Source organism: Ureibacillus chungkukjangi (assembly GCF_003217295.1).
GTDB classification, from domain to species: domain Bacteria; phylum Bacillota; class Bacilli; order Bacillales_A; family Planococcaceae; genus Ureibacillus; species Ureibacillus chungkukjangi.
In genome coordinates this window covers 25,206-46,498 of the sequence record NZ_QJTJ01000001.1, presented here as the reverse complement: position 1 = coordinate 46,498, position 21,293 = coordinate 25,206, and the positions used below count along the sequence as shown (strand labels likewise).

At 36.4% G+C, this 21,293-nt stretch carries 21 protein-coding genes; 18 read left to right on the top strand and 3 right to left on the bottom strand.

The window, feature by feature from the left end:
• Positions 1-125 precede the first annotated feature (125 nt).
• The 5 genes from BJ095_RS00255 (at position 126) to BJ095_RS00235 (ending at position 2,521) form a co-directional block, all read left to right on the top strand.
• A complete protein-coding gene (locus tag BJ095_RS00255; RefSeq protein ID WP_107934581.1) occupies positions 126-524 on the top strand; it encodes a hypothetical protein in 399 nt (132 codons plus the stop codon).
• 210 nt (positions 525-734) lie between these two features.
• The gene (locus BJ095_RS00250) at positions 735-1,253 is read left to right on the top strand and encodes a hypothetical protein (RefSeq protein WP_107934580.1); all 519 of its coding nucleotides are present in this window, start codon (positions 735-737) and stop codon (positions 1,251-1,253) included.
• 347 nt (positions 1,254-1,600) lie between these two features.
• Complete coding sequence (locus BJ095_RS00245; protein WP_181417915.1) at positions 1,601-2,161, top strand: sigma factor-like helix-turn-helix DNA-binding protein; 561 nt, start codon at positions 1,601-1,603, stop codon at positions 2,159-2,161.
• On the top strand, positions 2,154-2,312 hold the full coding sequence (locus BJ095_RS00240; protein WP_107934578.1) for a YvrJ family protein: 159 nt from the start codon (positions 2,154-2,156) through the stop codon (positions 2,310-2,312). Before BJ095_RS00245 ends, BJ095_RS00240 begins: the two co-directional genes overlap by 8 nt.
• Complete coding sequence (locus BJ095_RS00235) at positions 2,309-2,521, top strand: hypothetical protein (protein ID WP_107934577.1); 213 nt, start codon at positions 2,309-2,311, stop codon at positions 2,519-2,521. The genes BJ095_RS00240 and BJ095_RS00235 overlap by 4 nt, the downstream gene beginning before the upstream one ends.
• Positions 2,522-2,669: 148 nt before the next feature.
• On the opposite strand, the gene BJ095_RS00230 is transcribed toward BJ095_RS00235, so the two are convergent.
• A complete protein-coding gene (locus BJ095_RS00230; RefSeq protein ID WP_107934576.1) occupies positions 2,670-3,956 on the bottom strand; it encodes a replication-associated recombination protein A in 1,287 nt (428 codons plus the stop codon).
• Positions 3,957-4,071: 115 nt separating this feature from the next.
• On the opposite strand from BJ095_RS00230, the gene cymR reads away from it, so the two are divergent.
• The 5 genes from cymR to BJ095_RS00205 all read left to right on the top strand — a co-directional run bounded on the left by cymR (position 4,072) and on the right by BJ095_RS00205 (position 9,060).
• Positions 4,072-4,491 carry a cysteine metabolism transcriptional regulator CymR gene (cymR, locus tag BJ095_RS00225; RefSeq protein ID WP_107934575.1) on the top strand — a complete coding sequence of 140 codons (420 nt, stop codon included), beginning with the start codon at positions 4,072-4,074 and terminating at the stop codon, positions 4,489-4,491.
• 81 nt (positions 4,492-4,572) lie between these two features.
• On the top strand, positions 4,573-5,715 hold the full coding sequence (locus BJ095_RS00220; RefSeq protein ID WP_107934574.1) for a cysteine desulfurase family protein: 1,143 nt from the start codon (positions 4,573-4,575) through the stop codon (positions 5,713-5,715).
• Between the two features lie 21 nt (positions 5,716-5,736).
• Positions 5,737-6,858: a tRNA 2-thiouridine(34) synthase MnmA gene (gene mnmA / locus BJ095_RS00215; RefSeq protein WP_107934573.1), complete on the top strand. Its 1,122-nt coding sequence runs from the start codon at positions 5,737-5,739 to the stop codon at positions 6,856-6,858.
• Positions 6,859-6,960: 102 nt separating this feature from the next.
• Positions 6,961-7,620, top strand: coding sequence for a tetratricopeptide repeat protein (locus BJ095_RS00210; protein WP_107934572.1), 660 nt, complete (start codon positions 6,961-6,963; stop codon positions 7,618-7,620).
• Positions 7,621-7,845: 225 nt separating this feature from the next.
• Positions 7,846-9,060, top strand: coding sequence for a NupC/NupG family nucleoside CNT transporter (locus BJ095_RS00205; protein ID WP_107934571.1), 1,215 nt, complete (start codon positions 7,846-7,848; stop codon positions 9,058-9,060).
• A gap of 71 nt (positions 9,061-9,131) precedes the next feature.
• Here BJ095_RS00205 and hisA read toward each other — a convergent pair whose 3' ends face one another.
• Entirely contained in the window at positions 9,132-9,890 is a 759-nt protein-coding gene (hisA, locus tag BJ095_RS00200; protein ID WP_107934663.1) for a phosphoribosylformimino-5-aminoimidazole carboxamide ribotide isomerase, read from the bottom strand.
• A gap of 178 nt (positions 9,891-10,068) precedes the next feature.
• Here hisA and recD2 point away from each other — a divergent pair, with 178 nt between their 5' ends.
• The 6 genes from recD2 to BJ095_RS00170 all read left to right on the top strand — a co-directional run bounded on the left by recD2 (position 10,069) and on the right by BJ095_RS00170 (position 16,331).
• Positions 10,069-12,561: an SF1B family DNA helicase RecD2 gene (gene recD2, locus BJ095_RS00195; RefSeq protein ID WP_107934570.1), complete on the top strand. Its 2,493-nt coding sequence runs from the start codon at positions 10,069-10,071 to the stop codon at positions 12,559-12,561.
• Positions 12,558-12,950, top strand: a complete 393-nt coding sequence (locus BJ095_RS00190) for a VOC family protein (RefSeq protein ID WP_107934569.1) — start codon at positions 12,558-12,560, stop codon at positions 12,948-12,950. The genes recD2 and BJ095_RS00190 overlap by 4 nt, the downstream gene beginning before the upstream one ends.
• A 72-nt stretch (positions 12,951-13,022) precedes the next feature.
• Entirely contained in the window at positions 13,023-13,673 is a 651-nt protein-coding gene (locus tag BJ095_RS00185) for an SIMPL domain-containing protein (RefSeq protein ID WP_107934568.1), read from the top strand.
• Positions 13,674-13,803: 130 nt separating this feature from the next.
• Positions 13,804-14,226, top strand: coding sequence for a DUF1801 domain-containing protein (locus BJ095_RS00180; protein WP_107934567.1), 423 nt, complete (start codon positions 13,804-13,806; stop codon positions 14,224-14,226).
• Positions 14,227-14,291: 65 nt separating this feature from the next.
• Positions 14,292-15,062, top strand: a complete 771-nt coding sequence (locus BJ095_RS00175; protein WP_107934566.1) for a sporulation protein — start codon at positions 14,292-14,294, stop codon at positions 15,060-15,062.
• 105 nt (positions 15,063-15,167) lie between these two features.
• Positions 15,168-16,331 (top strand): MFS transporter, encoded by a 1,164-nt coding sequence (locus BJ095_RS00170; RefSeq protein WP_306460154.1) that lies wholly within the window; start codon positions 15,168-15,170, stop codon positions 16,329-16,331.
• Positions 16,332-16,346: 15 nt separating this feature from the next.
• On the opposite strand, the gene BJ095_RS00165 is transcribed toward BJ095_RS00170, so the two are convergent.
• Positions 16,347-17,030 carry a TerC family protein gene (locus BJ095_RS00165; protein ID WP_107934565.1) on the bottom strand — a complete coding sequence of 228 codons (684 nt, stop codon included), beginning with the start codon at positions 17,028-17,030 and terminating at the stop codon, positions 16,347-16,349.
• Between the two features lie 166 nt (positions 17,031-17,196).
• On the opposite strand from BJ095_RS00165, the gene BJ095_RS00160 reads away from it, so the two are divergent.
• Together BJ095_RS00160 and alaS are read left to right on the top strand one after the other, a co-directional pair.
• The gene (locus tag BJ095_RS00160; RefSeq protein WP_107934564.1) at positions 17,197-17,991 is read left to right on the top strand and encodes a GNAT family N-acetyltransferase; all 795 of its coding nucleotides are present in this window, start codon (positions 17,197-17,199) and stop codon (positions 17,989-17,991) included.
• Between the two features lie 607 nt (positions 17,992-18,598).
• Positions 18,599-21,259 (top strand): alanine--tRNA ligase, encoded by a 2,661-nt coding sequence (gene alaS / locus BJ095_RS00155; RefSeq protein ID WP_107934563.1) that lies wholly within the window; start codon positions 18,599-18,601, stop codon positions 21,257-21,259.
• Positions 21,260-21,293: the final 34 nt, after the last annotated feature.

Sequence of the window (21,293 nt, the reverse complement as noted above, 5' to 3'; positions counted from 1 at the left end):
AATTAAGTATATTTGATTAATTTATACATTAATTTCTTTCTTTTGTCACTATATTAATAGAAAAAAAGGTAAACTTGTTTAAATATATAAGAGAATATAATTAGACAGGAAATGAGGGGATAATTTTGAGTGGAATTTTCGAGCTAGAATATAGAGGTTTAAATCTATTAGATGAAATTAGTTCTGTAGAAATAGCTATTGATAGTCTTCAAAAAGTGATTCATATTTATGATATCAACCAAGTTGTAGAGCCTGAATTTAACTTTTCTACAAAACAATATCAAATGTGTGAGGGCTTTTATAAAATGGCGAAAGTATTAGCCGATAAGAATTTTTTTCAGTCAGAAAATCATAAACAGGCTCATTGGATAGACGAAGTAACATGGATATTCTACGGTTCTAGAAATTCTATTTTGAAAATTGTAAAGGACACAATAATTGAGATTCCCAAAGAAGGGCTTTCAAGTGAAAAATATAATTTAGTTCATGGGCTATATCCCAAATATGTATTAAGGGTATTATAGAAAATATTATTTTACTTATATAATGATTTTCGACATATTTTGCAGTGGAAAAATCGAAGGATAACAGTGGAAAGAAAGCTAAAAAAAGAAACTTTTTTACATTTATATCACATTTTTTGCGTGAATTTTTAACTTCCTTAAAATTATGCTAGTAATATTGTTATAGTATTCTTACCTTTATAAAGGGGAGTAACGGGGAGGGGGATATAAGTGTCAACAAAAGTACCTTTGAAGAATGCTGTGTATTTACTTCAAATTAAAGAGCAATTGGATGAGATTGTGTTTAATTATATAGATACATCTCAAAAATGGGAAGTAGCCTACGATAAGTTAGACGAACTACTTGAAAAGGCTACAATCTATTACAATGGCTTTATGGAGGCTAATGGGGATAAGCCTAAGGAGAATACGTCTGCCATTTTATTTTTAAACATTTCATTCAGATTAATCTATTTCCATACGATTTCTTATTATCATTTAAAAGTAACAAATAAAGAAGCGGTAAAAAATCAAGTTTTAGAGTTGATTACGCTAGCTGCTAACTGTATTCCGGATGTACAAAAGGAAGGACATGCGGAATACTTAAACGAGATTGCTAAAAGCTATGAGGAAATTTCACAAGTTAAGGGAAAACAAGTGGAATTTGAACAATCCATTATAGAGCAAGATAATAGAATAGTTGATTGCTTTAATTATTATTCAAAAGCATCGAGTTTATTCTTAAAATAACTGTTTAAAAGGTAGAGTCGCATTATTGCAACTTTACCTTTTTTTACATGAAAACATAATTCCTTTTCCTCATTTTACTGTTTAAAGTTATAAAAGGTTGTTATTTTAGGGAAAGATTGTCCTTTATAAGATACATAAATGCTAACTTGATTATTTCAACATACCACAATTCTATTTAAAAAAATCCTAAGTTCTCCAGTCTAAAACGAATAACTATCGTTTCAAAATTAGTCGAAATTATAGGCTATTTTATTAAAAAATACTTCAATAATTTGGTATATGTACTCTTTTAAGTATTTTTAGGTTTAACTATAATGAAACAAATGTTCTTTTAAGGGGGTATGAGGATGGAGGAAACTCAATTTAAGAACCCATTATTAAAAGCGTTTTTAAGAGAACTGGAGCATTGGGAGCTTTATAAGCAATACTGTGAGTCGCCTAGTGAATGGTTGAAGAAATTACTTGATGAACGATTTGTACAATTTTATATTCGTATTCGTGCTATTGCTTATTTTTCTAAAATAATCTATTTTACTGCTCGCCACTTTGATATGGAAAGAAGAAAATACGAAAAACGTTATGTATTAACGCTAGATAGCTCTAGTAACGATGGTAACGGGAGTAAAAATGAAGGCTACAACTCTTTCAAGGAAATGATTGTGGATGAATCGGCTACTACACGTTTTCAAGAAAAGCTGAGTCATGAGTTAAATCAGTATATTCAGCATCCGAGGTTGTTCAAAGCTATACAGTCGTTAAATGAGCGGCAACAGCAAATTTTATATCTGGCCTATGTTATTAATATTTCAGACACAGAAATAAGTAAAAAGTTAAATGTGACGCAACAAGCTATATCAAAATCCAAAAATAACGCTTTAGCGAAGGTGAGGCGATTGATAAATGCTTGAAGATCAATTAGTTAACTTAATTAGTAACAATGGTTTTCCTATTGTCATCTCGATGTACCTATTATTCAGGTTCGAAAAGAAAATTGAATGTCTTGAACAATCGATTCAGGCACTAAGAATTGAAATGGATTATAGAAGAGACAAGGAGTGATTCCTATAAAAGAGCATATCTCGCCCTTAGAGCTGATTGAGCTGCTTAAGCCGAAAATTAAGAAAGAGTTAACACAAACAGATCCAAAAAATCGTGACGATTTAGAACATGAGATAATTCTAAAGATTTTGGAAGGGTTAAAGACAAGGACATTCCAAAGAATCCCAACATTTTTTGAATTACTCGAAAAAGAACAACAGAAAGAATAGGTTAAATAATCGAACTGATTTAATACACATTTATTAAAAGGGGGTTGGAAAGTTCAAATAACAACCTTTTTATTAAAATTTTAAATATGTTTAATTATTAGATGAAAAAGAGGTTATCCGATGACCGTGGATAACTTCTTTTACTTTGTTATTTTTTATTTTTGAACGTTTTTAATTTTTCATAAATGGCAGCAGTACGCTTTTCTTCCCCTGCTAAAACTGGTTTGTAAAATTCTATATTTGTTAGGCTTTCAGGCAGGTATTCTTGATTTACCCAGCCTCCAAATGTACCTATTGGATAGTCATGGGGATATTGATATCCAACATGTCCTAGAACCTTGGCCCCTGCATAATGGCTATCTCGAAGATGGGATGGAATATCTCCGGTTTTACCTTCGTGGATAGCTGCTGTAGCTGCATCTAATGCAGAGTATGCAGAATTTGATTTAGGAGATAAGCACATTTCAATGACTGCGTTTGCTAATGGAATTCGTGCTTCGGGTAGCCCCAAGGTTTTAGCTGCTTCCGTTGCTGCATAGACGTGTGCACCCACAGCGGGATTCGCAAGACCAATATCCTCGTATGCCATCACTAGTAGTCTTCTACATACAGCGATTAAATCTCCATTTTCAAGAAGATGGGCTAAATAATATACCGCTGCATTTGTATCACTGCCTCGCACTGATTTTTGTAGCGCCGAGAGTAAGTTGTAATAATGTGAGCCGCCTTTATCTCCATAGACACCAATTCTTTGCGATAGGTGCTCAATGATATGATCCTCAACAATAGCCTTGCCATCTACTTCATCAGAAGCATAGAAAATCGATTCTAAAAGTGTTAAAGCTTTTCTGGCATCCCCATTTGAAGCTAAGGCAATTCTGTCTATTTGCTCTTCAGTAATTTCGATAACCTCTTTACCAAGCCCTCTGTCCGCGTCAGATAGAGCAGCTGAAACTAACTGTGCAATATCCTCCTGGCTATGTCGTTTAAGCTGAAGAATTTCACCACATCTTGAACGGATAGCTGGATTCACATCATGAAAGGGGTTTTCAGTTGTAGCTCCGATTAAAACAATTGACCCGTTTTCTACATGTGGTAAAAGTGTATCTTGCTGTAATTTATTGAAACGATGGATTTCATCTAGAAATAATATGACCTTCCCCGCAATTCTTGCTTCTGAAACGATTTGTTCCACATCTTTTTTTCCTGCATTTGTTGCATTTAGAGCGAAAAAGGGAAGCTTTGAGCTGCCGGCAATAGCGTAGGCAATTGAAGTCTTGCCGATTCCTGGCTCACCATATAAAAGCATTGAAGGGACATGACCGTTATAGATCATTTTGTACAGTGCTGTATCTTTTCCAACTATATGCTGCTGCCCGATAACCTCGTTTAGATTTCGTGGGCGCATTCGATATGCTAAAGGTTCGTTGTGCATGTCTTCCTCCTCCATATGACTTTACTACTTCTATATTAGTGCTTTTCCAAGTGGAATTAAAGGATTTATGATATACTTGAGCTAAAGAATGGACAAGAAAAATAGAGGTGTTATAATGAAAATTTCTACAAAGGGTAGATACGGATTAACAATTATGATTGAATTAGCAAAACATTATGGAGATGGACCCATTCCATTGCGACAAATTGCAGCAGAAAAAGGATTATCAGAAGCCTATTTAGAGCAGCTTGTTTCACCATTGCGTATTGCTGGTTTAGTTAAAAGTGTCCGTGGAGCATATGGTGGTTATTTATTGGCATTACCTCCAAATCAAATCTCAGCAGCTGATGTGATTAAAGTGTTAGAGGGACCAATTCAACCAGTCGAAGGAATTGAAAACGAGGAGGTACCACAGCAGCAGCTATGGATGAGAATTCGTGACGCTGTGAAAAACGTACTCGATACAACTTCGATTGAAGACCTTGCAAATTACAATGATGAAACCGATGTAGATGGTTACATGTTCTATATTTAATAGAGGCTAACCCGTAACTAATAATTACTTTTATATACTAATAACTGTTTATACAGTTCTTAAAGGAGCTTTTGATTTACGATGGAAACAATATATCTAGACCATGCCGCGACATCACCAATGCATCCTGAGGTAATTGAAGTGATGAGCCAAGCTTTTAGAGAAACTTTCGGCAATCCTTCTAGCATTCATACAGCAGGTAGAAAAGCGCGAAAGGTTTTAGATGATGCTCGTACTAGTTTAGCCCGTGCAATTGGTGCAAAGGATACGGAAATTATCATGACAAGCGGTGGAACTGAAGCAGATAATACGGCGATTTTTGGTGTAGTCAATGCTCTTCAATCTAAAGGAAACCATATTATCACAACTCAAATCGAGCATCACGCAGTACTAAATGCATGTGAAAAGCTTGAAAAAGAAGGATATGCGGTTACTTATTTACCGGTAGACAAGAGCGGTCGAATCTTGATTGAAGACTTTAAAAAGGCACTACGTGAGGATACTATTCTTGTAACAATTATGTACGGTAATAATGAAGTAGGGACAGTTCAGCCAATTGCAGAGATTGGTGAGGTTTTGAAGGCGCATCAAGCTATTTTTCATACAGATGCAGTTCAGGCATTTGGAATTGAAAAGTTAAATGTGGATGAGCTTCAGGTTGATTTACTAAGTGTCTCTAGTCATAAGTTAAATGGACCAAAGGGAATTGGTTTTTTATATCAACGTTCAGGTACTCCATTAAGTGCAACGTTTTTTGGTGGCTCGCAAGAAAAGAAAAGAAGAGCAGGTACAGAAAATGTACCAGCAGCAGTTGGTTTTGCAAAGGCTGTAGAGATCGCTCAAAACGAGATGAAAGTAAAACAAGCACAATATAAACATTTTAGAGATATTTTCCTAAATGTATTAGATAGTGAAAAGATTGATTACAAGGTTAATGGAAATGCTGAGCATGCATTGCCACATGTATTAAATATTAGCTTTAAAGGGATGGAAGTAGAATCCTTCTTAGTTAATTTGGATATGTCAGGTGTTTATGCTTCGAGTGGCTCTGCGTGTACTGCTGGTTCAATTGATCCGTCTCACGTACTAGTAGCAATGTTTGGCAATGATACAGAAGAACTCCGTAACTCAATTCGGTTTAGTTTTGGACTCGAAATAACAGAAGAAATGATTAAGCAAGCAGCCGAACGTACAGCGAAGATTGTAAAAAGGCTAGCGAATTAATATAGAAAAGGTGAAACGACAATGGTAGAAACAAGAGACCCATCACAAATCCGTGTTGTTGTTGGAATGTCTGGTGGGGTCGATTCGTCAGTTGCAGCCTACTTATTAAAAAAACAAGGCTATGATGTAATCGGAATATTTATGAAAAACTGGGATGATACAGACGAATTTGGAGTATGTACAGCAACAGAGGATTATGATGATGTTATTAAAGTGTGTAACCAAATTGGTATCCCATATTATGCAGTAAACTTTGAAAAACAATATTGGGACAAAGTATTTTCTTATTTCCTTGAAGAATATAAAGCAGGTCGTACACCAAATCCGGATGTTATGTGTAATAAAGAAATCAAGTTTAAAGCGTTTCTTGACCACGCTATGAAGCTGGGTGCAGATTATTTAGCAACAGGTCACTATGCTCGTGTAGAAGAACGTGATGGTGAGGTAGCTATGCTGCGCGGTGTGGATAATAATAAGGACCAAACCTACTTCCTAAATCAATTATCTCAGGACCAATTAAAGCATGTTATGTTCCCGATTGGGGATATCGCAAAGCCAGAGGTTCGTAAAATTGCTGAAGAAGCAGGCCTTGCAACAGCAAAGAAAAAAGACTCTACAGGTATTTGCTTTATCGGTGAGCGTAATTTCAAAGAATTTTTAAGTCAATACCTACCTGCACAGCCTGGTAAAATGGAAACGTTTGATGGACGTGTTATGGGTACCCATGATGGTTTAATGTACTATACAATTGGTCAACGTCACGGCTTAGGAATTGGTGGAGACGGTGATCCTTGGTTTGTTATTGGGAAGGATTTAGAACGCAATGTACTATATGTTGAACAAGGCTTCCACCATGATGCGCTTTACTCGACTTCTTTAAAAGCTGTAAAAATGAGCTTTACATCGAATAAGGACAAATCTTCTAAATTTAGCTGTACAGCAAAATTCCGTTACCGCCAAGAGGATACTCCTGTTGAAGTAGAGCTTTTAGAGGACGGGACAGCACTGATTACTTTCCAAGAGCCTGTACGTGCTATTACACCTGGTCAAGCGGTCGTATTATACGATGGCGATGAATGTCTAGGTGGCGGGACTATTGATGAAGTATTCAAAAATAGTGAAAAATTAACGTATGTAGGATAAGGACACTCAACTTTGTCCTTTACTTAAAAAGTTCTACATAATTCAAACGAAGGCTTAGTGTTATAAAAATGGCAGTATGCCCTTAGTTTAGAGGTGAAGATAATGGATTATAACGAAATAGGAATTATTGCATTCCAGGAAAAACGATATGAAGATGCAGCAAAAGCATTTACTGAAGCAATTGAAAATAATCCCGATGAAGCTATAGGTTATGTTAATTTTGGTAATTTATTAGCAGCGATGAATGATAGTGAACGAGCGGAGCGTTTTTTCCAAAAAGCAATAACGGTTGATGAAAAAACTGCTACTGCATACTATGGCTTAGCTAACTTATACTACGATGCAGAACGTTACATTGAAGCAGCAAAGCTGTATCAAAAAGCGATCGAGCATGGGATTCAAGGTGCAGATGCTTACTATATGCTTGCCAAATCCTTCGAAAGAGATGAAAAAGTAAAGCTTGCACTTCCATATATGCAAAGAGCTGCAGAGCTTGCCCCGAACGATTTGCAAATTCGATTATCATATGGGATTTTACTCTGTACATTAGAAATGTTTGATGTAGCAAAGGATGAGCTTGAATTTGTGTTAGTCAAGAATCCGAAAAGTGCAGATGCTCATTATAATTTAGGCGTTCTTTACGCAGTATCTACTGAAGATACAGCATTAGCTATGGAGCATTTGAAGGAAGCCTATACAATCGATTCAAATTTTGACCAAGCAAAATATATTTACGATATGATTAGTCAAAGACATAACTAATTCATAAAAGGATATAAGGAGTTGTTCTCGAGTGATTGAGACACAACTCCTTTTTTGCTTTGCAAATTTAATTAGAATGATTTTGCCAAGAAGCAGGATACTAAGAAAAGAAATTTAGTTTCTTTCAATGGACTTAGGGAATGAAATGAGTAGTAAAATGCGCTTCTTATTTGTCCCTTGTTTTAGTGAATTCAAGTTTTTTAAATTTGTAAAGCAGGTGTTTATATGAATATTTTATGGGGTATTTTAGGGATTTTCGTTGTGTTATTAATTGCATATGTCTTTTCTAGTAATAGGAAAGACATTAATTGGCGTACAATCGGCGGAGGTTTAGCAATTCAGTTGATCTTCGCATTTATCGTTTTGAAGTGGGAATTTGGCAGAAATATTTTAGTTGAAATATCAAATGCTGTACAAAAACTAATAAGCTATGCCAATGAAGGGATTTCATTTTTATTTGGTCCTTTAGCTGATCCCGAATTTACTGGTGGGATGGTTTTTGCATTAAGTGTTTTAACCATCATTATTTTCTTTTCAGCATTAATCTCTGTTTTGTACTACCTGCAAATTATGCAACTAATCATCAAGTTTTTAGGTGGAGGATTGTCCAAATTACTTGGAACGAGTAAAGCAGAATCTGTGAATGCAGCGGCCAATATCTTTGTTGGTCAAACTGAAGCACCACTAGTTATTAGACCGTTTCTAGGGAAGATGACAAAGTCAGAGCTCTTTGCTGTTATGACAGGTGGGTTGGCATCTGTATCGGGTTCAGTGCTTGTGGGCTATTCATTACTAGGTGTTCCATTAGAATATCTAATAGCTGCAAGCTTTATGGCTGCTCCGGCAGGGTTGGTGATGGCAAAGCTAATGTTGCCAGAAACGGAAGAAGTCAATGAATCGAACTTTAAGCTAGATAAAGACACTGAATCGGCAAATGTCATAGATGCTGCTGCGCGTGGAGCAGGAGACGGATTAAAGCTTGCGGTGAATGTAGGAGCGATGCTGCTCGCTTTCATTGCCTTAATAGCATTAATCAATGGGATATTAGGTGGCATTGGTGGGCTATTTGGTTTTGGAGGCTTAACACTTGAAGGAATTTTAGGTTATGTGTTTTCTCCATTGGCATTTGCAATCGGAGTACCATGGAGTGAGGCAATAGAAGCCGGTTCATTTATAGGGCAGAAGCTTGTTTTAAATGAGTTTGTTGCTTACTCAAACTTTGGACCAGTTATACCGGAGCTTACCGAAAAAACTGTCATGATTATTAGCTTTGCGTTATGTGGATTTGCAAATCTTAGCTCAATGGCAATATTGATAGGTGGTTTAGGTTCAATGGCACCAAGCAGAAGGCCAATTATTGCAAAGCTAGCCGTAAGAGCTGTAATCGCTGGTACCTTAGCATCGCTAGTCAATGCTGCTATAGCGGGTATGTTTTTATAAAAATAAGCGTACAAATCGAAAAGTGATTTGTACGCTTTTAATTGTTGGATATTAAAAGGAGATGTCTACTATTATTCCATTTTACAAAAAGAAACAACATCGTGATAACTCAAATCTCCTCCGAAAATATCTAGTGCACTTCCGATTGTTACATGTAATTTTCCGTTAGAAAGGTCTTTAAATTTTTGCAGGTCTTCTAGTGAGCGTACACCACCTGCATATGTAGTAGGGATGGATGTCCAAAGGGCTAAGTCTTTTACCAATTCTTCTTGCATCCCACTTCTTTTTCCTTCCACATCCACCGCATGGATTAACAGCTCGTCACAAAACTGTTCGATATAGCTGATGGATGCTTCATTTACCTCAAAATCACTAAATTTTGTCCATTTATCAGTTACAACAAACCATTTGCCATCGCGTTTTCTACAGCTTAAATCAATTACTATATGTTCTTTGCCAACAGCTTCTACGAGCTTTTCTAATCGAGCTAAGTCTAATTTCCCGTCGTGAAAAATATAGGAGGTTACAATAATATGAGATGCACCGGCTTCGATATATTTTTTTGCATTCTCGGAGGTAATGCCCCCCCCGATTTGTAAACCGCTTGAATAGCTTTGCAGTGCAAGCAGTGCTGCTTCCTCGTTACCGGAACCGAGCATAATGACATGCCCTCCAGTTAAGCCATCTTCTTTAAACATTGTCGCAAAATAAGCTGAATCATTTTCTGATATAAAGTTTTCAACTACACTTTTGTCTTGATGGCCTAACGTGCTTCCGACGATTTGTTTAACTTTTCCATCATGCAAATCAATACAAGGTCTAAATTCCACTTCTTTCACAAATCCCTTCTCAATTAAAAAGTTGCTGTATTTAAATACGAATAGTTACATAATTATCATAGCATTCAAAATCAAAAAATTCGAGGTAGCCAATCTTTTTCATTATAAGACAGTTATCCTTTCATATGGTAAAATTATAAGTATTATGGCAAGAGAAGAGGTAGTAAGGATGGCAGAAAATCTTAATTTATTTGAAGTGAATAAATTGTTTATTCTTGGCCGTCCAATTGTGTCCATTTTTCATAATGCGACGAATATGTATTCAATTGTTCGAGTAAAAATACAAGAAACAAATTTACAATATGACGACAAGGAAATTATCGTAGTAGGCTATTTTCCAAAGCTAAACGAAGAAGAGTTATATCGATTTACGGGCGTTTTAAAAACTCATCCGAAATATGGGCAACAATTTCAAGTGGAAACCTTCGTCAAAGAGGTGCCAGCTACGGAACAGGGGATTATCCATTATTTATCGAGTGACTTATTTTCAGGTATAGGACGAAAAACTGCTGAAATAATTGTGGAAAAATTAGGTGTTGATGCAATCCGTATTATTATGGAGGATCCCTATGCGCTAGATAGCGTCCCACGTTTAAATGACGAGAAAAAGTCCAAAATTCGTGAGACCTTAGAACAAAATCTCGGTCTAGAGAAGGTAATGATTAAGCTCAACGAATGGGGTTTTGGTCCGCAACTTGGGATGAAAATCTATCAAACGTACCGTGAAGAAACCATAACACTTCTTACCGAAAATCCGTTTCGACTTATAGAGGATGTTGAGGGTGTCGGATTTGGGCGGGCAGATGAGCTGGGAAGTAAGCTAGGAATCACTGGAGCACATCCAGATCGCATAAAAGCGGCGGTATTACATGTGTTAACCAACGCATCGCTTTCGGATGGACATGTGTATTTAGACGCAGAGCATGTTTTACCAGAAGTAAAATCGATGCTTGAACAACGCCAACCCCAACAAATTCCTTACGAGACAATCTCGAAAGCCATTATTGAAATGAGAGAGGAAAGTAAAATTTGCGGTGAAGAAACGCGACTTTATTTACCTTCTCTATTCTATAGTGAGGTTGGGATCGCCTCTAAAATTTTGGAGCTGTTAAATCAAAACGGAAAACCACGATTTTCAAAGGATGAAATTCGGAAAGCTATTGGGGAAGTTGAAGAACGGTTAGAGGTTTCTTATGCTGAAACACAAGCGAAGGCCATCGAGTGTGCACTTAATTCCTCTCTTATGATTTTAACTGGTGGACCTGGGACAGGGAAAACAACTGTAATTCGAGGGTTTGTAGAGGTATATGCAGAGCTTCATGGCCTGTCATTAAATCCAAAGGAATATGCACAAAAAGAAGAGCCGTTTCCAATTGTATTAGCTGCACCTACAGGAAGAGCTGCGAAAAGATTAGCAGAGTCGACGGATCTTCCTGCAATGACGATTCATCGTTTGCTCGGATTTAACGGGCAAGAAAAAGAAGAAGAAACAGAACGTGAAATCGAGGGACGTCTTATCATTATTGATGAGATGTCGATGGTCGATACTTGGCTAGCACATCAACTTCTAAAAAGTATAAGTGAGGATGTACAGGTTGTTTTTGTAGGAGACCAAGACCAATTGCCGCCAGTTGGACCTGGACAAGTATTAAAGGATTTGTTGGCATCTAAAAAAGTGCCCACAGTAGAATTAATCGATGTTTACCGTCAAGCTGAGGGCTCTACGATTATTGAATTAGCCCATCAGATTAAAAAAGGAAATATCCCAAGCTCTGTAGAAAATAAAACAAGTGATCGTTCTTTCATTAAAGCATCAGCAGATCAAGTTGCAAGTGTAGTTACACAGGTAGTTAAAAGTGCTGTTGCAAAAGGTCAATCGATTCGTGATATTCAAGTATTAGCTCCAATGTACAAGGGACCAGCTGGAATCGATATGTTAAACAAAAAAATTCAGGAATTAGTTAATCCTAATAATGATGGGAAACGAAAAGAGCTTGTCTTTGGAGATGTAACCTATCGAATTGGTGATAAAGTATTACAGCTTGTCAATCAACCAGAAAGTAATATCTTTAATGGTGACATGGGGGAAGTTATTGCAATCCTTCGAGCAAAGGAGAACATCGAAAAGCAGGATTTACTTGTTGTTTCCTATGATGGTAATGAAGTTACATACCAACGGGGAGATTTGAATCAAATTACCCTTGCCTATTGTTGTTCCATTCATAAGTCACAGGGGAGCGAATTCCCAACGGTCATTATGCCGATTGTGCGAGGCTATTCAAAAATGCTTCGGCGTAATCTCCTCTATACAGGAATTACGAGAGCTAAAAACTTTTTAATTTTATGTGGAGAACCAGATGTCTTTACTGCCGGTCTGTCCAAAACAGATGATTTGTTGCGTTTAACAAGCTTAAAGGCAAGATTGAATCCAATGGAAATCGATGAAATTGAAAAGGTTGAGCAAGGTGTTACGAAGGAAGCTTCAAAGGCCTTGAATCAATCGACAGAAGTAAACGAGCAACAAGAAGCGGTGCAAGTTAATGGAGAGGTAATCGCGCCAGTCTTAAATGTGGAAACCGCTCCTTATATTCATCCTTTAATAGGGATGAAAGGTTTATCGCCGTATGATTTTTTAGAGGATGAAAAGGAGAGTGTAAAATGACAAAGTTAACCCCGTTTTTAATGTTTCAAGGTCAAGCTGAAGAAGCTATCCAGTTCTACGCTTCTGTTTTTAAAGATTTAGAAATCGTTTCGATGGTGAAGTATGGACCAGAAGCTCCTGAGATTGAGGGAAAAATAGCAAATGCAGTAGTTAAGCTACATGGCCAAGAATTCTACTTTAATGATAGTAATATCAAGCATGAATTTACCTTTACCCCGTCAATTTCGATGTTTTTAGATTTCGATACAGAACAAGAGCTAGATGAGGCTTTTACGAGGTTTGCTGAAAATGGGCTGGTTTTAATGCCTCTTGCTAGCTATGGGTTTAGCAAAAAGTTTGGCTGGGTTCAAGATACCTTTGGTGTATCATGGCAGTTAAATCTTCACTAACTAACTGAAAAACGTGGCAAATTTCTACTTTTCAAGCATATAGTAGTTCTATGAAAAGGAAAGGGGATATTGATGGATTATCAAAATTTAATTCAACATCCTTCTCACAAGCCTCGTATAATTTCAGTAGTAGGGAATAGTAAAATTGAAGTGAAGCCTGATTATGCAGAATTGCAAATTGAGGTCGTAACCCAATCAAGTGACTTATCTACAGCTCAAAGAGAAAATGCTCAAAGAATGAATCAGGTCATACAAGCTTTATTGGCATTGAATATTAATCGGAATGATATTCAAACTGCTTTTTTTAATGTTTTTCCACGCTATGATTTTGTAGAAGGAAAGCAAGTATTTCGAGAATACGAGGTTTCAAACGGACTAACAGTAAATGTGCATGATGTAAATAGTGTAGGCATAGTTATTGATACAGCTATAAAAAATGGTGCCAACCGCATTTCTCAGTTAGAGTTTAAGTTAGCAAACGATTCTCTCCACTATCAGAAAGCGTTACAATTGGCACTTCAGAATGCGCATGAAAAAGCGGATGCTATTGCATCATCCCTTAGACTTACTTACAAGCCGCTACCAGTTGAGATTATAGAAGAAACTTCCGGTGGTCCGATTCTTTTAAGAACGGTTGCTGTAACGCAAAGCTCCTTTGAAACCCCAATTGAACAGGGCATGATTACTGTAGAAGCAACTTTAAATGTAAAATATCAATTTTAAATGCTGGAGAACTTATATTTTGTAGGTTCTCTTTTTTTATGAAGAGGAAAAGTAACAGTAAATGAAGAAGTTAGAGTGGATAAAATATATTTACCTTGCAGCAATACTGACAAGAAGGAGAGGGTGCATTATGGCGGAATATGAACAAAAAACAAAAGAAACAGATCAAAGCGTAATTGAATTTATAGAATCTGTTGATAGCGCCAAAAAAAGAGAAGATGCATATAAGCTTTTAAAAATATTTGAAGAGACTTCGGGTTTCGAAGCTAAAATGTGGGGGCCGAGTATTATTGGCTTCGGTTCTTACCATTATAAGTATGAATCTGGGCATGAAGGGGATGCACCACTTGTTGGGTATTCTCCTAGAAAAGCAAAAATCAGTTTATATTTTGCAACAGGTGATAGCGCTAGGGAAAAACTATTAGAGCGTTTCGGAAAGCACACATCTGGTAAAGCCTGTGTCTATATAAATAAGTTAGCTGATGTAAATGAAGACGTGTTAAAGGAATTAATAACAGACTCGATATTTTTTTTACAAAAAATGTATCCATAAGTTGAAACCTTCAGTACCTTATATCCGTATTAAAAAACATTATAACTTTGATGGGAGTTTTTGAAATGGCATTTTTTAAAAAATTTGGTGCAAGTATCGGCATTGGATCGGCAAAGGTCGATACAAAATTAGAGAAATCTGCTTATGAAGCAGGGGAGGAAATCAAAGGTGAAGTTGAAATCTATGGTGGTAATGTAGAACAACAAATTAATACGATTTATTTAACTTTATATACGACATATATTAAAGAAGCGGATGATAAGAAGTATACTGCTAATGCAGCAATCCAAAAGTTTAAAGTAAGTGATCCGTTTATTATTAATGCGAACGAAACGAAAATCATTCCTATTTCATTTAATATCCCTCTTGATGTTCCGATTACAGTTGGTAAAACAAAGGTATGGGTTGCTACCGAGTTAGATATTAAAAATGGATTGGATTCAGGGGATCGAGATTATATAGATATCCGTCCATCAAAAATTGCTTCAAGAATATTAGATGAAGTACAGCAATTAGGTTTTAGACTGCGAGAGGTAGAATGTAAACAAGCCTCTCATAAACTAAGAGGGAACTATCCATTTAGTCAGGAATTTGAATTTGTTCCGACAAGTGGTGCTTTTCGAGGGAAACTAGACGAGTTAGAAATTGTTTTTCTTTCTCAATCTGATAACCAAGTTGAAATACTTATGCAGGTAGATCGAAAAGCAAGAGGGCTAGGTGGGTTCTTTGCTGAAGCACTTGATACCGATGAAACTCATGTCAGAATGACAATCACTCAACAGGACTTACATTTATTAGGTCGACAATTAGGACAAATTATTTCAAAATACTCATAAGAAAAAAAGAAGTCGCTAAAAGTAAAATTGCTTTTAGTGACTTTTTACATTTTTTATCAATTTCTCATTTTAAATATGCTATTATTCAACTATATGGGAGGTTGAATGACGATTATGAACGATCAGCGATGGTTGTCCCAAAATTTCTTTATTTTTTTCTTTACTTGGGGCGTATATTTACAGTATTGGGCAGGTTGGTTGAGTGAGGCAAAAGGATTATCTGTCTCTGAGGTTAGTCTTATTATGGGATTTGGTTTAGTAGCGCGTGCTATATCAACAATGTTTATTTTCCCGTTTGCATCAAAATATTTAAGTGATAAAAAGTTAACACAATTTTTAGTGATAAGTGCATTGATTGCTGCAATTTTATATATTCCTTTTAATCATTTCATTACTTTGTTTATTGTAACGATGATTTTTAGTTTGTTTTATCCTTCGTTATTACCGGCAATCGAAAGTAGTGCATCAACCCTTGTTCAGCAAGGGAAAGTACATTATGGAAAAAGTCGTTCCTATGGCTCAATAAGTTTTGTGATTTCTGTTTTCATTCTTAGTATTATTATTGGCTACCTAGGTGAGGATGCAATTTTATGGAGTATGATCGCTTATTTAATCATTATGCTGGGCTTACAAGCTATGCCTGCACCAGAAGTATTATATGTGAAGCCAACAGTAGAAGACCGTTCTCAAAAATTTTCTATGAGAAGCTTGTGGAAAATAAAAGGGTTCCCAATTATCATGATACTAGCAATTTTACTACAGGGCTCACTAGCGTCCTATTATAACTATAGTTATATCTATTTACAGCAATATTTACAGGTCAATACCTTTTATATTGGGTTAATCTTAAATGTAGCTGTGATTTTTGAGATTTTATTCTTTTTAAAGGTGGATCACCTTTTTGTTAAGTGGAAAACATCATCCTTATTCCTTCTAGCAGCAGCAGGTTCAACCTTAAGATGGATTATGATTTTCCTATTCCCGAATGTATGGGTGTTTGTCTTATCACAGTCCTTACATGCCCTAGCATTTGCAATGGCTCATTATGCATTTGTTCAATACATAACGCGCAATTTACCTAAACAACAATTATCTAATGCACAGGGTCTATATTCTGCGTTAGCTATGAGCTTAAGTGCAGCAGTATTAACCTTATTTGGAGGGTTTTTATATGAGATTACTCCCGGCCTAGCCTTTTTAGGTATGATTGTTTTTACAGTGCCGGCTATCTTCATCATTCTATTCACAAAAAAAGTCTATCAATATTAAAAGAAAAAGTCGTCCCTAGCTAGGGACGACTTCTCTACGTCTAAACAGATATTTTACAGATAATCCAATGATCAGTACCACGCCTACAACGATAATTTCAAATGTATAAATATCCTTTTGCGTTGTGAAAAAAGGTGAAATATAGCTGTCCTTTACAATCATTTTCGCAGCTGTCCATGTTAAAAGTGCTGACCCTAGCACAATGATAAGTGGGAATTTCTCCATCAGTTTGGTAACAAAGGCACTACCCCAAACTACGATAGGGATTGAAACGATTAGACCAATAATCACCAGTAAGGTACTGCCATGAGCTGCCCCAGCAACTGCAATAATATTGTCTACCCCCATTAAAACATCTGCAAGCAGAATTGTGCCGATTGCTCCCCAAAAATTCTTTTTACTTGGCTTCACATGCATATCTTCTTCTGTCAATAGAAGCTTATAGGATATGTACAGAAGTAATACGCCACCAACTAATAGGAGACCGTCAAATTGAAGTAGTTTGACTGCGACCAATGTCAGAAGGATACGAACAAAAATGGCACAGAAGGTTCCCCAAAAAATGACTCGCTTTTGCTGATTCTTAGGTAAATTTTTAGCAACCAGTCCAATCAGTAAAGCATTATCCCCTGCAAGTACTAAATCAATCATGATAATAGTAACTAAAGCAGTTAAAAATTCACCGGATAATATTTCCATTACATACTCTCTCCCGTCTTTTCTAAGCAATGTTCGTCCACTTTACCATCAATATATGAAAAGAGAGTTCTATTAAGAAGAGAGATTATGGTTAAACCTTACTTGAATTATGTAGAAAAATATGGTAATTTCTTAATAATTTTATAGTCGATATGGGGGGATAGATATGATAAAAAAACTTACAGAAGCAAATCGTAAGCAGCTTATGGAATTTATAGGGAAAAAACCTGCAGAGAATTTATTTATAATCGGGGATGTTGAGGCCTTTGGGTTTGAAAGTGATTTCCAAACACTTTGGGGTCAATTCAATGAGGCTAATGAGCTCGTTGCAGTACTATTAAGATATGAAAGTAATTATATTCCTTATGCAGAGGGAGTCTATGATGTAGAAGGCTTTGCTGAAATTATAAACAGTGATCCAAATATGCGCGAGTTATCAGGACTAAAAGAAGTAGTAGAAAAACTTGAGCCCTTGATTCCAAAGAAAAAGAAAACAAATAGCTCCTTTTACTATGCAAAATGCCAGAAGCTACTAGAAACAAAGAGTGATGATGAGTTAGCTCGTGTTGAAAGGTTAAGCTTAAATGAGCTTGTAGAAAATGTTGAGCTGTTAAAGGGTGTACCAGAGTTTCAAGCAAGTAATATTACTGTAGAATCCAAGAAGCGTATGATTGAAAATAACACTGGCCGTACATACTTTATTCGAGTAGATAAAGAGATGGCGACAACTGCTTCAACAACGGCAGAAAATAGTTCCTCAGCAATGGTTATTGCAGTTGCGACAAAGGAAAAATTCAAACGCAGGGGTCTTGCTTCAGATTGTATGATTAAATTATGTAAAGATCTTTTAGAAGAGGGAAAAGAGCTTTGTCTGTTTTACGATAATCCGGAGGCAGGAAAAATATATAAGCGTCTTGGATTTGAAGATATTGGCTTTTGGAATATGTATCGTTTTGAATAATCGAAAAAAGTAAATTAGTTATAATTGACACAATCAAATCCATTTCATATAATTTATTAGAAAATACGAATTTACCTATTATTGGTTTCGTATACTAATTTCTCATACTTTTAAAACAATGATGGAAAAAGTACGTTTATGCGTTTCGAACAGAAAGAGATTCCTAAGGCTGAAAGAATCTTACGTAAACCTTTAACGGAAAAGCTACTCCTGAGTGCAGCTAATCCCTGACGTTCACTTACGTTACAGTGCTTGAGATATAAGTTTGGTTTCGTGAAAATGATTGATTTTAACTTTTAAATAGAGGTTAAAAAGAAATCGTTTCTCAGTTGAGTCGTAAAGGTGAAAACCTTTGACTTTAACCGACTTATAAATTAGGGTGGTACCGCGAATACAGTCTTCGTCCCTTCACTGGGATGAGGGCTTTTTATTTTGTTTAAAAATTGGCGGAATTAGCTATTGTTTTTGCGACACTTTGAACAAGCATCGCATATTTTCATGACTTAACCGGATTTTTATCCAAATCTGGTGAAAACTATCTACTATCATTGAATTTTGACACCATCATGTAAAAACAAATTAAATTAATTTTGGAGGTATTTTTAAGATGAAGGCATCAGATATTCGTAACAAATATTTAGAATTTTTTATTGAAAAAGGACATGCACAAGAACCCTCAGCACCATTAGTACCAATTAATGACGCATCATTGCTTTGGATTAACTCAGGTGTGGCAACATTAAAAAAATATTTTGATGGTCGTGTAATCCCGGATAATCCACGAATTACAAATGCTCAAAAATCAATTCGAACAAATGATATTGAAAATGTGGGGAAAACAGCTAGACACCATACATTCTTTGAAATGCTAGGAAACTTCTCCATCGGTGATTACTTTAAAAAAGAAGCTATTCACTTTGCATGGGAATTTTTAACGGATCCAAAATGGATGGGCTTCAATCCAGAACTTTTATCTATCACGATTCATCCAGAGGACCAAGAAGCATATGATATTTGGAGAAACGAAATTGGCATACCAGAGGATCGTTTAATTCGTATTGAGGGGAACTTCTGGGATATCGGTGAGGGTCCATCAGGTCCAAACTCAGAAATTTTCTACGATCGTGGATTAGAGTATGGGAATGATGAAAATGATCCTGAGCTATATCCAGGTGGAGAAAACGAACGCTATCTTGAGATTTGGAATTTAGTATTCTCACAATTCAACCATAATCCTGATGGCACATACACACCACTTCCAAAGCAAAATATCGATACGGGTATGGGTCTTGAGCGTATGGCATCTGTTGTTCAAAATGTACCAACAAACTTTGATACAGATTTGTTTATGCCAATTATCAAGAAAATTGAAGATTTTTCAAACCGCGGCTACAAACGTCCTGGTGAAATTGACTTAAAAGAAATCTTCGGTAGTGAAGAAGATGTGAATACACCGTTTAAAGTAATCGCAGACCATATTCGTACGGTTGCTTTTGCAATTGGAGATGGAGCACTACCATCAAATGAAGGACGCGGTTATGTATTACGCCGTTTATTACGTCGTGCGGTTCGTTATGCTAAACAAATTGGAATTGAAAAGCCATTTATGTTTGAGCTAGTTCCAACTGTTGGAGAAATTATGAAGGACTTCTACCCAGAGGTAAAAGAAAAAACAGAATTTATCCAACGTGTTATTAAAAATGAGGAAAATCGATTCCATGAAACACTTGATGGTGGATTGGCGATTCTTTCAGAGGTTATTAAAAAAGAACAAGCTGCTGGATTAAATGTGATTCCAGGTAGTGATGCCTTCCGTCTATATGACACATATGGTTTCCCTGTTGAGCTTACAGAGGAATATGCACAAGAAGCTGGTATGACAGTTGACCATAAAGGCTTTGAATCAGCAATGGAGGAGCAACGTGAACGTGCTCGTGCAGCTCGTGCTGATGTGGATTCAATGCAGGTTCAATCAGAAGTTCTTGCTAACTTAAAGCAAGAATCGAATTTTGTTGGCTATGATACATTACAAACGGAAACCAAAGTAGTCGCATTGGTTGCAAATGGTCAAATCGTTGAGACTGCTTCTGAAGGTGAAGAGATTCTTGTTATTTTAGCAGAAACACCTTTCTATGCTGAAATGGGTGGTCAGGTTGCTGACCATGGAACAATTGAAAACGACACATTTAAGGCTTTTGTAAAAGATGTACAAAAAGCGCCAAATGGTCAATCACTTCATACGGTTGTAATTGAATCTGGTGAAATGAACTTAAATGACAATGTAGTGGCAAGGGTTGATCGTGATGTGCGAAACCTAGTTGTGAAAAACCACACAGCTACACATATTATGCAACGTGCATTAAAAGATGTATTAGGTGACCATGTTAACCAAGCAGGTTCTTATGTGGGTCCAGATCGTCTACGCTTTGACTTCTCTCACTTTGGTCCAGCAACAAAAGAAGAGATTGAAAAAATTGAACGTATTGTTAATGAAAAAATTTGGGATGATATTGAAGTAGTTATCGAAGAAATGCCAATCTCAGAAGCGAAAGCAATGGGAGCTATGGCATTATTCGGCGAGAAATATGGTGATCTTGTTCGTGTTGTTCAAGTAAGTGACTACTCTGTTGAGCTTTGCGGTGGTATCCATGTTAAACGTTCATCAGAAATTGGTTTATTCAAAATCGTTTCTGAGGCAGGTATTGGGGCAGGAACGCGACGTATTGAAGCTGTTACTGGAAAAGCTGCTTACGAGGCTGTTAAAGAAGAACAACGTATTTTAGAAGAGTCTGCTGGACTTTTAAAGGCAAATCCAAAAGATTTAGTGGCACGTGTTGAAAATCTACAGCAAGAGTTAAAGGAACAGCAACGCGAAAATGATGCTCTATCCCAAAAAATTGCTAATTCTCAAGCAAGCGCAGTACTTGATGCTGCTCAAAAATTGGGAGATGTAACAGTTTTATCGACAAAAGTTGATGCGAAGGATAATAATCAACTACGTCAAATGATGGATGATTTAAAAGGGAAATTAGATAAAGCTGTCATTGTACTTGGAGCTGTTGATGGTGACAAAGTAATGATTTGTGCTGGAGTATCGAAGGACCTAGTTGGAGGAAACTATCACGCAGGCAATATCGTGAAAATAGTGGCTGAAGCTTGTGGTGGTAAAGGTGGCGGTCGTCCAGATATGGCGATGGCTGGTGCGAAGGATGCTTCCAAACTTGAAGAAGCATTAGTTTCTGTGTATGATTACGTTAAATCATTCTAATTTCACCTCAATAGAAGAGTGAAATTTTCATATT